This window comes from Pseudomonas sp. MCal1 (assembly GCF_026341415.1).
Lineage (GTDB): Bacteria > Pseudomonadota > Gammaproteobacteria > Pseudomonadales > Pseudomonadaceae > Aquipseudomonas.
The window spans coordinates 56,965-70,252 of sequence record NZ_JAKUMP010000011.1 but is presented as its reverse complement, the minus strand read 5'-3'; the positions used below and the strand labels follow the sequence as shown (position 1 = coordinate 70,252).

The 13,288-nt window shown below is 62.2% G+C and carries 11 protein-coding genes and 1 pseudogene; 6 read left to right on the top strand and 6 right to left on the bottom strand.

Features of this window, described 5'->3' with window-relative positions; translation table 11 throughout:
* Nucleotides 1-21: 21 nt before the first annotated feature.
* From MKZ87_RS18940 to secA, 4 genes are all read right to left on the bottom strand, one after another.
* Entirely contained in the window at nt 22-966 is a 945-nt protein-coding gene (locus MKZ87_RS18940) for a Nudix family hydrolase (protein ID WP_085701658.1), read from the bottom strand.
* Entirely contained in the window at nt 963-1,595 is a 633-nt protein-coding gene (locus MKZ87_RS18935; protein ID WP_266201625.1) for a glutathione S-transferase family protein, read from the bottom strand. Before MKZ87_RS18935 ends, MKZ87_RS18940 begins: the two co-directional genes overlap by 4 nt.
* 62 nt (nt 1,596-1,657) lie before the next feature.
* Nucleotides 1,658-2,875, bottom strand: a complete 1,218-nt coding sequence (gene argJ / locus MKZ87_RS18930) for a bifunctional glutamate N-acetyltransferase/amino-acid acetyltransferase ArgJ (protein ID WP_064383762.1) — start codon at nt 2,873-2,875, stop codon at nt 1,658-1,660.
* Between the two features lie 122 nt (nt 2,876-2,997).
* The gene (gene secA, locus MKZ87_RS18925) at nt 2,998-5,736 is read right to left on the bottom strand and encodes a preprotein translocase subunit SecA (protein WP_085697184.1); all 2,739 of its coding nucleotides are present in this window, start codon (nt 5,734-5,736) and stop codon (nt 2,998-3,000) included.
* A gap of 307 nt (nt 5,737-6,043) precedes the next feature.
* On the opposite strand from secA, the gene MKZ87_RS18920 reads away from it, so the two are divergent.
* Nucleotides 6,044-6,499: a DUF721 domain-containing protein gene (locus MKZ87_RS18920; RefSeq protein WP_085697185.1), complete on the top strand. Its 456-nt coding sequence runs from the start codon at nt 6,044-6,046 to the stop codon at nt 6,497-6,499.
* Between the two features lie 10 nt (nt 6,500-6,509).
* Here the strand turns inward: MKZ87_RS18920 and MKZ87_RS18915 are convergent, their stop codons facing one another.
* Nucleotides 6,510-7,997 carry a helicase HerA-like domain-containing protein gene (locus tag MKZ87_RS18915; protein WP_266201621.1) on the bottom strand — a complete coding sequence of 496 codons (1,488 nt, stop codon included), beginning with the start codon at nt 7,995-7,997 and terminating at the stop codon, nt 6,510-6,512.
* Between the two features lie 187 nt (nt 7,998-8,184).
* Between MKZ87_RS18915 and MKZ87_RS29080 the strand changes: the two are divergent.
* From MKZ87_RS29080 to MKZ87_RS18895, 5 genes and pseudogenes are all read left to right on the top strand, one after another.
* A pseudogene (locus tag MKZ87_RS29080) lies at nt 8,185-9,216 on the top strand (cache domain-containing protein); the annotation flags it as partial.
* Between the two features lie 93 nt (nt 9,217-9,309).
* Nucleotides 9,310-10,074, top strand: coding sequence for a methyl-accepting chemotaxis protein (locus tag MKZ87_RS29075; protein WP_371917915.1), 765 nt, complete (start codon nt 9,310-9,312; stop codon nt 10,072-10,074).
* Between the two features lie 159 nt (nt 10,075-10,233).
* A complete protein-coding gene (locus MKZ87_RS18905) occupies nt 10,234-11,346 on the top strand; it encodes a glycosyltransferase family 4 protein (protein WP_085697187.1) in 1,113 nt (370 codons plus the stop codon).
* Entirely contained in the window at nt 11,339-12,115 is a 777-nt protein-coding gene (locus tag MKZ87_RS18900; RefSeq protein WP_266201619.1) for a DUF2334 domain-containing protein, read from the top strand. Before MKZ87_RS18905 ends, MKZ87_RS18900 begins: the two co-directional genes overlap by 8 nt.
* Complete coding sequence (locus MKZ87_RS18895; RefSeq protein ID WP_085701661.1) at nt 12,112-13,110, top strand: lysylphosphatidylglycerol synthase transmembrane domain-containing protein; 999 nt, start codon at nt 12,112-12,114, stop codon at nt 13,108-13,110. The genes MKZ87_RS18900 and MKZ87_RS18895 overlap by 4 nt, the downstream gene beginning before the upstream one ends.
* On the opposite strand, the gene MKZ87_RS18890 is transcribed toward MKZ87_RS18895, so the two are convergent.
* Nucleotides 13,094-13,270, bottom strand: coding sequence for a hypothetical protein (locus MKZ87_RS18890; RefSeq protein WP_007951232.1), 177 nt, complete (start codon nt 13,268-13,270; stop codon nt 13,094-13,096). The two genes, MKZ87_RS18895 and MKZ87_RS18890, sit on opposite strands and share 17 nt — an antisense overlap.
* Between the last annotated feature and the right edge of the window lie 18 nt (nt 13,271-13,288).

Below are 13,288 nucleotides of genomic sequence, written 5' to 3'. Positions count from 1 at the left end.
GACATCAGCCTCAGTAAAGAATCAAGCCTCAGGCCAGAACGCCCGAATCCCCGCTACACCTTGAGCCCCGGCATCCCACGCTTTTTCGCGCTCCGCCGGGCCGACACCGCCCAATAGAAATACCGGTTTGCTGAAGCCTTCGATCAGCGTCGAAGCCTGCTCCCAGCCCAACGGCTGGGCATCCGGGTGAGTCAGGGTCGGCTGCACCGGCGACAGGGTGACAAAATCCACGCCCATCTGCTCGGCCAGCGCCAGTTCTTCAGCGTTGTGGCAGGACGCCGCCAACCAGCGCTCCGCCGGCAGCGGCCGCCCCGCAGCAGCGTACTTGCGCAGTTGCGCCGAGGTGATGTGCCAGCCGGCGGCCGGGAAATCGCCCAGCCACTCGAACGGGCCTTTGATCATCAACTGCGCCTTGCCGGCACAGAGGCCGACCGCATCTACCGCCAGATCGCGGTACTTCGGGTCATAACCATTGGGCGCACGCAACTGGATCAGCTTGATCCCACCGGCGATCGCCTTCTGGATACCGCGCAGCAAGGCCGGAGTTTCCAGATCTTCCGGGGTGATCAGGTATTCGGCAGGCAGACGCGCCGCCGCGACGATCGGCTGGTTCGCCGCCGGAAATTCGTAATCCGTCAGCTCCTTGGCCGAAACCCAGGCCAATGGCTGGCCTTCGGCGCCATGGGGTTCGCCGGTGAAGCTCGAGACTTCCCAGACATCCAGCAACACCTGCTTGTCCGGATAATCGTGGCGCACCTTGATCAGCGGCCGCGCGGCGCCGACGACGATGCCCAATTCTTCGTGCAGCTCACGGGCCAGCGCGGTTTGCACCGACTCGTCGGCTTCGACCTTGCCACCGGGAAATTCCCAGAGGCCGCCCTGATGCTGGGTATCGGCACGCCGGGCGATCAGAATCTTGCCGCTGTCGTCACGAATGACGGCGGCGGCGACGTGTACACGTTTCACGACTGCAATTCCTCCAGTCCAGCCTTTTGCCAGGCCTTGAAGGCCGGCCATTGGTAGACGGTTTCAACATAGGCTTCATCTTCGGCGGGCAGCTTTACCTGATAGGTACGCAGGCGCACGGCAATCGGTGCAAAGAACGCATCGGCCAGCGACACCCGACCAAACAGGTAAGGTCCAGACTCAGTCGCAACGGCGCGGCATTCGGCCCATAGCGCGAGCATGCGCTCGATGTCGACCTTCACCTCAGGCGGCACCGGATTGAGTGGCGCATCGTGGCTCAGGTTGAACGGCATGTGATTGCGCATCGCGAAGAAGCCGCTGTGCATCTGCGCGCAGGCGGAGCGGGCCTGGGCACGGGCGGCGATATCGGTCGGCCAGAGTTGTTCGGAAGGAAACTGTTCGGCCAGGTATTCGGCAATCGCCAGAGAATCGGCGATGGTGCCACGGGCAGTTTTCAGCAGCGGCACCTTGGCGGTCGGCGAGTGCGCCAGCAGCCGCTCACGAGTGTCGGGCTTGCCGAGTTTGACCAGTTCTTCGGTGTAGGGCGCGCCGGTCAGTTCAAGCGCCAGCGCCGCGCGCAGGGACCAGGAGGAAAGCAGTTTGTCGCCAATGATCAGGTGAAGGCTCATGTTCGGGTCCTTTCATGGGACAGAAGAAAAGGAGGTCCGCAGACCTCCCTCTTCGGCAGGGATCAGGTGCGGTATTCGGCGTTGATCTTCACGTACTCGTGGGACAGGTCGGTGGTCCAGATGGTTTCGCTGCAATCGCCGCGACCCAGCTCGATCCGGATGGTGATTTCTTCCTGCTGCATCACCGCCGAGCCCTGGGCTTCGGTGTAGGTCGCGGCGCGGGCGCCACGGCTGGCGATGCACACGTCACCGAGGAACACGTCGATCTTGCTCACGTCCAGATCCGGCACGCCGGCACGGCCAACGGCGGCGAGAATGCGGCCCCAGTTCGGGTCGGACGCAAACAGTGCCGTCTTGATCAGCGGCGAGTGGGCCACGGTGTAGCCGACATCCAGGCATTCCTGGTGATTGCCGCCGCCGTTGACTTCAACGGTCACGAACTTGGTCGCGCCTTCGCCGTCACGCACGATGGCCTGGGCCACATCCATGCACACTTCGAACACGGCCTGTTTCAGCTTGGCGAACAGCTCGCCTTCGGCACGGGTGATTTCCGGCAGCGCAGCCTTGCCGGTGGCGATCAGCATGCAGCAGTCGTTGGTCGAAGTGTCGCCGTCGATGGTGATGCGGTTGAACGACTTGTTGGCGCCGTCCAGCATCAGGTTTTGCAGCACGTCGCGGGAGACTTTGGCGTCGGTGGCGATGTAGCCGAGCATGGTCGCCATGTTCGGACGGATCATCCCCGCGCCTTTGCTGATGCCGGTGACGGTGATGGTCACGCCGTCATGCTGGAACTGGCGGCTGGCGCCTTTGGGCAGCGTGTCGGTGGTCATGATGCCAGTGGCGGCAGCTTCCCAGTTGTTTTCCGACAGATCGTCCAGCGCGGCCTGCAAGGCGCCCTCGATCTTCTCGACCGGCAGCGGCTCGCCGATCACGCCGGTGGAGTACGGCAGGATCTGGCTGGCATCCACACCGGTCAGTTCAGCCAGTTTGGCGGTGGTTCGCTCGGCGGCTGCCAGGCCCGGTTCGCCGGTGCCGGCGTTGGCATTGCCGGTGTTGGTCAACAGGTAGCGCACCGGGTTCTGCACGCGCTTCTTGGCCAGGATCACCGGCGCTGCGCAGAAAGCGTTCAACGTAAACACGCCCGCCACGGTGGAACCTTCGGCGCAACGCATCACGACGACATCCTTGCGCCCCGGGCGCTTGATGCCGGCCGAAGCGATACCGAGTTCAAAACCGGCAACCGGGTGCAACGTTGGCAAAGGACCAAGACCAACAGCCATGAATGCGCTCCTTACTCAATGATGTCAGCACCGCCAAGCGTAGTGGCGGTGGTGTAAATGGCAAAACGCCGCGACGGCTGGTGCCGGTCGCGGCGCGGGTATTTCAGCGATTGAAACGGGGTTTACTGGATCTGCCCGTGGCAATGCTTGAATTTCTTGCCCGAACCGCAGTAGCACAGTTCGTTGCGGCCCAGCTTCTGCTCGTTGCGAACCGGGGCGGCGGCAAGGGCCACATCGACCTCTTCACCGACCAGTTCCGGTTGCGCTTCCAGGCCAGGAGCCTCGGCGTGTTCGAACTGCATGCGGGCGGCCAGTGCTTCGGCTTCCTGACGCAGGCGTTGTTCTTCTTCGGCCGGATCTTCGCGGCGAACCTGAACGTGGGACAGCACGCGGATCGAGTCGCGCTTGATCGAATCCAGCAGCTCGGAGAACAGCGTGAAGGACTCGCGCTTGTATTCCTGCTTCGGGTTCTTCTGCGCATAACCACGCAAGTGGATGCCGTGACGCAGGTGATCCATGGTCGACAGGTGGTCTTTCCACAGGTCGTCCAGTACGCGCAGCACGATCTGCTTCTCGAACGAGCGCAGGGCTTCGGCACCCGCCTGGTCTTCTTTTTCGTTGTAGGCGGCGATCAGCTCGTTCATCAGCTTCTCGCGCAGGGTTTCTTCGTACAGGTGATCGTCTTCGTCGAGCCATTGCTGGATCGGCAGCTTCACGCCGAAGTCGCTGGCGATCGACGCTTCCAGACCCGCCACGTCCCACTGCTCTGGCAGCGATTGCGGCGGAATGTGCGCGCTGACGGTAGCGTTCAGGACATCCTGACGGAAATCAGCGATGGTTTCGCCGATGTTGTCCGCAGCCAGCAACGTGTTGCGCATGTGATAGATCACTTTACGCTGCTCGTTGTTGACGTCGTCGAACTCGAGCAGTTGCTTGCGGATGTCGAAGTTGCGGCCTTCAACCTTGCGCTGCGCCTTCTCGATGGCATTGGTCACCATGCGGTGCTCGATCGCTTCACCGGATTGCATGCCCAGGGCCTTCATGAAGTTCTTCACCCGGTCAGAGGCGAAGATGCGCATCAGGCTGTCTTCCAGCGACAGGTAGAAGCGGCTGGAACCGGCGTCACCCTGACGGCCGGCACGGCCACGCAGCTGGTTGTCGATACGACGGGATTCGTGACGCTCGGACGCGATCACCTGCAGACCGCCGGACTCCAGCACTTGCTGGTGACGCTTCTGCCAGTCGGCCTTGATCTGGGCAATCTGCTCAGGCGTCGGGTTTTCCAGCGACGCGACTTCAACTTCCCAGTTGCCGCCCAACAGGATGTCGGTACCACGACCGGCCATGTTGGTAGCGATGGTCAGTGCGCCCGGACGACCGGCCTGCGCGATGATTTCAGCTTCTTTTTCGTGGAACTTGGCGTTCAGGACCTTGTGTTCGATGCCTTCCTTCACGAGCAATGCGGACATGTGCTCGGAGGTTTCGATGGTCGCAGTACCCACCAGCACCGGACGGCCGGCAGCCATGCTTTCCTTGATGTCATTGACGATCGCCGCGTATTTCTCTTCGGCGGTCAGGAACACCAGGTCGTTGTAGTCCTTACGGGCCAATGGCTTGTTGGTCGGGATCACGACGACCTGCAGACCATAGATCTGATGGAATTCGAACGCTTCGGTGTCGGCGGTACCGGTCATGCCGGCCAGTTTTTCGTACAGGCGGAAGTAGTTCTGGAACGTGGTCGATGCCAGGGTCTGGCTCTCGGCCTGAATGTTCAGGTTTTCCTTGGCTTCGATGGCCTGGTGCAGGCCTTCGGACAAACGACGGCCGGGCATGGTACGGCCGGTGTGTTCGTCGACCAGTACGACCTGACCGTCCTGCACGATGTATTCGACGTTGCGGTGGAACAGCTTGTGCGCACGCAGACCGGCGTAAACGTGAGTCAGCAGGCTCAGGTTATGCGCCGAGTACAGGCTCTCGCCCTCGGCCAGCAGGCCGATGCTGGTCAGTTGGTCTTCGATGAACTGGTGACCGGCTTCGTTGAGTTCGACCTGACGGGTCTTTTCGTCGACGGTGTAATGGCCTTCCTGGGTGACTTCGCCTTCGACTTCTTCGACGTGCAGCTTGAGTTTCGGGATCAGCTTGTTGATCTCGATGTACAGCTTGGAGCTGTCCTCGGCCTGACCGGAAATGATCAGCGGGGTACGCGCTTCGTCGATGAGGATGGAGTCGACTTCGTCGATCACGGCAAAGTTGAGTTCGCGCTGGAATTTCTCTTCCATGCTGAACGCCATGTTGTCGCGCAGGTAGTCGAACCCGAATTCGTTGTTGGTGCCGTAGGTGATATCGGCAGCGTAGGCGGCGCGCTTCTCTTCCGGCGGCTGGAACGGCGTCACGATGCCGACGCTCAGACCGAGGAATTCATACAGCGGACGCATCCAGTTGGCGTCGCGGCGGGCCAGGTAATCGTTCACGGTCACAACGTGCACGCCCTTGCCGGACAACGCGTTGAGGTAAACGCCCAGGGTACCCACCAGGGTCTTGCCTTCACCGGTGCGCATTTCGGCAATCTTGCCTTCGTGCAGGGTCATGCCGCCGATCAGCTGGACGTCGAAGTGGCGCATGCCCATGACACGCTTGCCGGCTTCGCGGGCGACCGCAAAGGCTTCCGGCAACAGCTTGTCGAGGGTCTCCCCCTTGGCAATGCGGTCCTTGAACTCTGCGGTCTTGGCGCGCAGTTGATCGTCCGAGAGGGCGACCATCTTCTCTTCGAAGGCATTGACGAGCTGCACCGTCTTGAGCATGCGCTTGACTTCACGCTCGTTCTTGCTTCCAAAAAGTTTCTTTAACAAAGGCGCAAACATATCGGCAGGATCTTCCACACTAAAGGGATGGAGGGCGGCCCCGTGAGTCGCCCGTGCAGCCCTCATGGCCGCATGCGAACGAGCATTCTACCCGGAAACGGTGGTGAGGAAAGTGGGGATATTCCACGATGCTGGCACTGCGCTTTGACGGGGCTCACTTAAAATAGGGGCGTTTTGCTCAACTTCAAGCCGTACAGCGAAGAAGTTAGTCGTTGATTTAATGGGCAAAGCAGTGACAAAAGCAATGGGCGAGTGAAATGGGTGCCATCTGCTACCATGGCGCCTCTGCAACTTCAGGTCCTAGATCATGGCATTTCGCCCTCTCACAGCCAGAGCGCCCGCCGTTCTGCTACGCGAAGCCAGGCCGTTGAAAGCCATCCTCGGTCATGCCCAACGTCTGGCCCATCTGCAACGTCTGCTCGAAAGCCAGCTGCAACCCGCCGCCCGTGAACACTGCCACGTGGCCAAGTGGCGCGAAGGCGAGCTGTTGCTGATTGTCACCGACGGCCATTGGGCCACGCGTCTGCGCTATCAGCAAAAGCGTCTGCAACGACAACTGCAGATGTTCGACGAGTTCGCCAATCTGACGCGGATCAAGTTCGCCGTGCGGCCACCGACCCTCCAGCGCGAGACGAGCGGATCCACGATCGATCTGTCGACGGATGCGGCGGCGACCATCCAGGCCACCGCCGAAGGGATCAGCGATCCAAATCTGCGAGCGGCCCTGGAACGACTGGCCGCCCACGCCAAACCCAAAACCTGAGCCTTATTGATCAGCGGCGCTTGCTGCCACCCAGCAATGACCCCATCAGACCGCGCACCAACTGTTTGCCCAGCGAATTCGCCGCCTGACGCATCGCCGATTTGAGCGCCTGCCCCGCCGCCGTGCCGAGGAACTCTCCGGCCCTGTCTGCCAGACTTGGCTCCTCAACCGCCGGTTTACCCGGCGCCGCTTCAGCCTCCGGTGCCAGCCCCTTGCGGCCCATCAGAATTTCATAGGCCGACTCGCGGTCGATCGGTTTGTCGTACCGCCCCTTGAACGGCGAACCGGCGATCAGCACCGTGCGTTCCGTCTCGGTCAACGGCCCGATCCGCGATTGCGGCGGTGCTACCAGCACACGCTGAACCATTTCCGGCGTGCCCTTTTCCTGCAATGTGCCAACCAACGCTTCGCCAATCCCGAGTTCGGTGAGCACCGACAACGTGTCGAACGCCGGATTCGGCCGGAAACCGTCCGCCACCGCCCGCAGGGATTTCTGTTCCTTGGCGGTGAACGCGCGCAGGCCGTGCTGGATCCGCAGCCCCAGCTGCGCCAGCACATCATCCGGCAGGTCACCCGGCGACTGGGTGACGAAATACACGCCGACGCCCTTGGAGCGGATCAAACGCACCACTTGCTCCAGCCGTTCCTGCAAAGCCTTCGGCGTATCGCCGAACAACAAATGCGCCTCATCGAAAAACAGCGCCAGGAGCGGCTTGTCGGCATCGCCCCGTTCCGGGAGTTGCTCGAACAGCTCGGCCAGCAGCCACAGCAGGAAGGTCGCGTAGACCTTCGGCGCCTCATGCACCAGACGACTGGCATCCAGCAAATGAATCCGCCCGCGACCATCGGCGGCCGGGTGCAGAATGTCTTCCAGTTGCAGCGCCGGCTCGCCGAACAACGCTTCGGCGCCCTGCTGTTCCAGCGTCGCCAGACGCCGCAACAGCGCCTGGCTGGAGCCGGTGGTGAACAGCGCGGCGTCATCGCCCAGCAGCTGCGGATTGTCCTTGAGGTGGTTGAGCAGCGCTTTCAGGTCTTTGAGATCGAGCAGCAATAACCCTTCGCGATCGGCCACTTTGAACGCCGCGTACAACGCCGATTGCTGGCTGTCGGTCAGTTCCAGCAAGGCCCCGATCAATAGAGGGCCCATTTCACTCAACGTGGTGCGCAACGGATGACCGGACTGACCGTGGATGTCCCACAAGGTCACGGGATACGCCTGAGGCGTGTGCTTGAGCCACGGCATGCCGGCGATGCGCTCGGCGATCTTGCCCTGGGGATTGCCGGCGGCACCGAGACCACACAGGTCGCCCTTGACGTCGGCGGCGAACACCGCGACCCCAGCGTCGCTGAACGCCTCGGCCAGACGCTGCAAAGTAACGGTCTTGCCGGTACCGGTGGCCCCGGCTACCAGTCCATGACGGTTGGCCAGGCGCATCGCCTGAGCGATCGGTTGCCCGGCGAGATCGGCGCCGATTACGAGTTGCAAGGAGTCAGGCATTTGGTCACCCAATGGTTAATCTTTGTCGAGCATGGCCGATAGAGAGAGTGAGAGACCCGATCAAAAGTCCGGTCTGAGATTTCCCTAAGGAGAGAAGGAAATATCAGTGCGCTTTCACCCCTGCCCATTCTGCGCGCGTTTATAAAAGCACGCCTTGGACATTAAGACCTTAGCGGAACCCCAAGCCATGAACAAAAATCTGCGTTTCAGCCATAAAATTTTGCTTGCCGCGGCCCTCATTGTCATTGCCGCCTTCGCTTCGTTCACGCTGTACAACGACTGGTTGCAGCGCAATGCGATCCGCGAAGACCTGGACAATTACCTCAACGAGATGGGCGAGGTTACAGCCGACAACATCCAGACCTGGCTGAGCGGCCGCATCCTGCTGATCGAGAACGCTGCCCAGAACATTGCCATCAACCCCGAGCCGTCCGCCGTCGCCAGCCTGCTGGAACAGAAAGCCCTGACGTCGACTTTCATGGCCTCCTACCTCGGCGATGCCACCGGGCACTTCACCATCCGCCCGGATGCGAAGATGCCGGACGGTTTCGATCCACGCGTTCGCCCCTGGTATAAAGGCGCGGAAAGCAGCAGCACGTCGACCCTGACCGAACCGTACATCGACGCGGCCACCGGCCAGACCATCATTTCCATCGCCACCGCCGCGAAAAAGGCCGGCCAAAGCGTGGGCGTGGTGGGCGGCGACCTGAGCCTGCAGACCCTGATCAACACCCTCAGCGCCCGGGACTTCTCCGGCATGGGTTACGCGTTCCTGGTCAGCGCCGACGGCAAGATTCTGGTGCACCCGGACAAGGCCCTGGTGATGAAGTCACTGAAGGAAGCCTATCCGCAGGACACCCCGCGCATCAGCAGCGACTTCACTGAAATCACCGTCGACGGCAAGACCCGCATCGTCAACTTCACCCCGATCAAGGGCCTGCCGTCGGTGAACTGGTACATCGGCCTGTCGGTGGACAAAGACAAAGCCTTCTCGATGCTCAGCGAATTCCGCACCTCGGCCGTGATTGCCACCGTAATTGCAGTGGCGATCATCATCGCCCTGCTCGGCATGCTGATCCGTTTCCTGATTCAGCCGCTGCACGTGATGACCCGCGCCATGGAGGACATCGCCGACGGCGAAGGCGACCTGACCAAGCGCCTGACCATCCAGAACCAGGATGAATTCGGCGTACTCGGCACCGCGTTCAACCGTTTCGTCGAGCGTATCCACGGCTCCATCCGCGAAGTGTCGTCGGCCACCGGCCAGGTCAACGAAGTCGCCCTGCGCGTGGTCGCGGCCTCGAACTCGTCGATGTACAACTCCGACCAGCAAGCCTCGCGCACCAACAGCGTGGCCGCGGCGATCAACCAGCTCGGCGCCGCCGCCCAGGAAATCGCCCGCAACGCAGCCCAGGCCTCGACCCAGGCCAGCGACGCCCGCAACCTGGCCGAAGACGGTCAGCAAGTGGTGGATCGCAGCATCAAGGCGATGAATCAGCTGTCGAGCATGCTCAGCGCATCGAGCAGCAATATCGAATCGCTGAACAGCAAGACCGTGAACATCGGCCAGATTCTGGAAGTGATCACCAGCATCTCCCAGCAGACCAACCTGTTGGCGCTCAACGCCGCCATCGAGGCAGCGCGGGCCGGTGAAGCCGGGCGCGGTTTTGCGGTGGTGGCGGACGAGGTGCGCAACCTCGCCCACCGCACCCAGGAATCGGCGCAGCAGGTGCAGACCATGATCGAGGAGTTGCAAGTCGGCGCCCGCGAATCCGTCAGCACCATGAGCGACAGCCAGCGCCACAGCCAGGACAGCGTGGACATCGCCAACCTTGCCGGCGAGCGCTTGAACAGCGTGACCCAGCGCATCGGTGAAATCGACGGGATGAACCAGTCGGTGGCGACCGCGACCGAGGAACAGACTGCCGTGGTTGAATCGATCAACGTGGATATCACCGAGATCAATACGCTGAACCAGGAAGGTGTCGAGAACCTGCAGGCGACGTTGCGTGCTTGCTCGGATCTGGAGCAGCAGGCTTCGCGACTGAAGCAGTTGGTGGGTAGTTTCCGTATTTAAAGCCGTTCTGCCGGTCGTCTTCATCGGTTCGTTGCCATCTGACGAAGACGACCAACAACCCCTCCGCAACCGGCCTTGCGCCTCACCGCGAAACCCCGACCGAACATCTATTCTTGATAAGGGTCAACCAAGGGAGATCAACGCGGAGGGCCGTTCACCGTGCATATCGCCGACATCACCATGTTCTACGCCCCGGCCAGCGGCGGCGTGCGCACCTATCTGGATGCCAAGCACCGTCGGTTGGCGGTCAAACCCGGCATCCGCCACAGCCTGCTGATTCCCGGCGCGCATTTCGGCGAACGTGACGGCGTCTACACCGTTCCTGCCCCCGCCCTGCCTTTCGGCAAAGGCTATCGCTTCCCCGTGCGCCTGGCCCCCTGGCGCAAGGTGCTGCAGGATCTGCAGCCGGATCTGATCGAAGTCGGCGATCCGTACCTCACCGCCTGGGCCGCACTCGATGCGCGTCGACAACTCGATGTGCCGGTGATCGGTTTCTACCATTCCGACCTGCCGCTGTTGGTGGGAAACCGCATGGGCCATTGGGTCACGCCGAATGTCGACGCCTATGTGCGCAAGTTGTACGGAAATTTCGACCGGGTGCTGGCGCCCAGCCAGGTGATGGCCGACAAGCTCAGCGGGCTGGGTGTGCGCAACGTCTACGTGCAACCGCTGGGCGTTGACCTGCACACCTTCCACCCTGATGCCCGCGATACCGGGTTGCGCAGCGAACTGGGGATAGCCGAGGACACGCGCCTGTTGATCTTTGCCGGTCGCGGTTCCAAGGAAAAAAATCTGCCGGTGCTGCTCGATTGCATGAAACGCCTGGGCCCGCGCTATCACCTGTTGCTGGTCGGCTCGTCGATGCCGGCGTCCGTCCCGGACAACGTCAGCGTGATCGACCGGTTCTGCCCGGCCGCACAGGTCGCGCGACTGATGGCCAGTGCCGACGCTTTGCTGCACGCCGGCGATCAGGAAACCTTCGGCCTGGTGATTCTGGAAGCCATGGCCTGCGGCATTCCGGTGGTGGCGGTGGCGGCCGGGGCATTCGAGGAAATCGTCAGCGAATCCTGCGGCCTGCTCTGCGCGCCGAACAATGCGCAAGCCATGGCCAATGCGGTGCGCGAACTGTTCAGTCGCGGGACTGGCGTACTCGGTCAACAGGCGCGCCAACACGTCGAACGACATTACGCCTGGGACACGGTGGTCGATAGCCTGTTGGGCCATTACCACGCCGTGCTCGGCGATTCGGCTCCGTGGGTGGCCAATGGCTGAATCTCGCGAGCGCCCGGCGCTGATGCTGGTGCTGCACGACGTGGCGCCCTCCACGTGGGCTGATTATCGGGGGGTCGTCGAAGCCGTTGACCGGCTGGGCAATGTTCCGATCACGTGGCTGGTGGTCCCGGACTTCCATCGACACGATGCACTTGAAGCCGATCCGGCGTTTTGTCGGATGCTCGACGAGCGGGTCGCTCGCGGCGATGAACTGGCCCTGCACGGCCACTTTCATGAAGACACCGAGCCTGGCCCGCACACGGCGCGCGACTGGTTCATGCGCCGGATCTACACTCATGAAGGCGAGTTCTATCAGTTGTCCCGTGAAGCCGCCCTCGCCCGCCTGCTCCCGGGCATCGATCTGTTTCGACGCCACGGCTGGCCACTGCACGGTTTCGTGGCCCCGGCCTGGTTGATGAGCGCCGGCACCCGCCAGGCACTGCGCGAATTGCCGCTGCGCTACACCAGCGATCCGCAGCATCTTTATCACTTGCCGGATTTCTCCGCGGTCGAGGCCCCCGGACTGGTGTGGAGCGCGCGCAGTGCCTGGCGTCGCGGGGTGTCGAAGATCATCAGCGAACAGCGTGAGCAGCGCTGGCGTCAGGCGCCGGTGATTCGTCTAGGCTTGCACCCGGTGGACATGCGCCACCGGTTTTCCCGGGATTACTGGTGGCGCACCCTTGAACGACTGCTGGCGGAGGGACGCGTGCCCATGACCAAAATCGACTGGCTGACGCGCCAGCGCACTCAAGCCGAGCGTGCCGCTTGAGCCGCGGCATTCTTTTGCTGATCGGCCTGCTGGTGGCCGTGGCGGTTCCCGTCCTGCTCGGGGGCGGCGAAACCTGGGAGCGCCTGCAGGCATTTCCACTGCGTTGGCTGTTGATCATGTTCGCCATGGTTCTGTTGTGCTGGGGCATCAACACCTTGCGCCTGCGGCTGCTGCTCGGCGATCAGCGTGACCGGGTCACGCCCGTCAAAAGTCTCGGGGTGGTGATGGCTGCCGAATTCGCTTGGTGCGCCACGCCCGGCGGCAGCGGGGGGCCGTTGACAATCATGGCGCTGCTGGCGCGCAGCGGCGTTCGTCCGGCCCGGGGCAGCGCCGTGTTTGCGATGGATCAATTGAGCGATCTGCTGTTCTTTCTCTGCGCCCTGAGCGGGATTTTGATCTACGCGCTGTTCCAGCATCTCAGCGACCGCATGGAATGGCTGTTGATCGTCAGTGCCCTGTCGTTGACCGGCGGCCTGTTCAGTTGCGTGCTGGTCGCGCGCTATCACCGTCGATTGATCCGCCTGAGCGGGCGCCTGCTGGCGGGGATGAACGTCGAACCGCGTACCCGACGGCGCTGGGCGCGGCAGTTGCTGCACTTTCTGGCGGCTTTCACCGATGCGCTGAAATTGCCCTGGCAGACATTGATCAAGGTGTTCGTCCTGACCTGCGTGCATTGGTCGTTGCGATACAGCGTGCTTTATCTGGCGTTGCGCGGTCTGGGGGCGGATGTGCAATGGGCCTGGACCTTTCTGATCCAGATGCTTTCGCTGGGTGCGGGGCAATTCAGCCTGTTGCCGGGCGGTGCCGGTGCGGCGGAGTTGACCTCGGCGGCACTGCTGGCGCCGATGGTCGGCAAATCGACCGCCGCGGCGGCGATCCTGATCTGGCGGGTGGTGACGTATTACTTCTATCTGCTGGTCGGTGGCCCGGTGTTTCTATTGATGCTGGGACGGCCGTTGCTGAAAAAGCTGCTGAGCGTCAGACAGGCTTCTTGAGGTCATCCTCTTCGTCCTTGAGTTGTTCCCACAGTTCGGCAGCGCCGGGAAACTCCGTGCCATCCTCCGGGCTCAGGTCATCCGGGTCATAGCGGCTCAGGCAGCCCTCACCCAAGGTGGCGGGGGCCTTGGAAGTGGCTTTGTCCAGTGGATCGCTCATCGGTCATTCCTCACGGTC

What these genes read in the sequence shown, in the direction of transcription:
- MKZ87_RS18935 (WP_266201625.1), bottom strand. Translation starts at nt 1,595, where the DNA reads ATGAGCCTTCACCTGATCATTGGCGACAAACTGCTTTCCTCCTGGTCC.
- secA (WP_085697184.1), bottom strand. Translation starts at nt 5,736, where the DNA reads ATGTTTGCGCCTTTGTTAAAGAAACTTTTTGGAAGCAAGAACGAGCGT.
- argJ (WP_064383762.1), bottom strand. Translation starts at nt 2,875, where the DNA reads ATGGCTGTTGGTCTTGGTCCTTTGCCAACGTTGCACCCGGTTGCCGGT.
- MKZ87_RS18900 (WP_266201619.1), top strand. Translation starts at nt 11,339, where the DNA reads ATGGCTGAATCTCGCGAGCGCCCGGCGCTGATGCTGGTGCTGCACGAC.
- MKZ87_RS18920 (WP_085697185.1), top strand. Translation starts at nt 6,044, where the DNA reads ATGGCATTTCGCCCTCTCACAGCCAGAGCGCCCGCCGTTCTGCTACGC.
- MKZ87_RS29075 (WP_371917915.1), top strand. Translation starts at nt 9,310, where the DNA reads ATGTACAACTCCGACCAGCAAGCCTCGCGCACCAACAGCGTGGCCGCG.
- MKZ87_RS18915 (WP_266201621.1), bottom strand. Translation starts at nt 7,997, where the DNA reads ATGCCTGACTCCTTGCAACTCGTAATCGGCGCCGATCTCGCCGGGCAA.
- MKZ87_RS18890 (WP_007951232.1), bottom strand. Translation starts at nt 13,270, where the DNA reads ATGAGCGATCCACTGGACAAAGCCACTTCCAAGGCCCCCGCCACCTTG.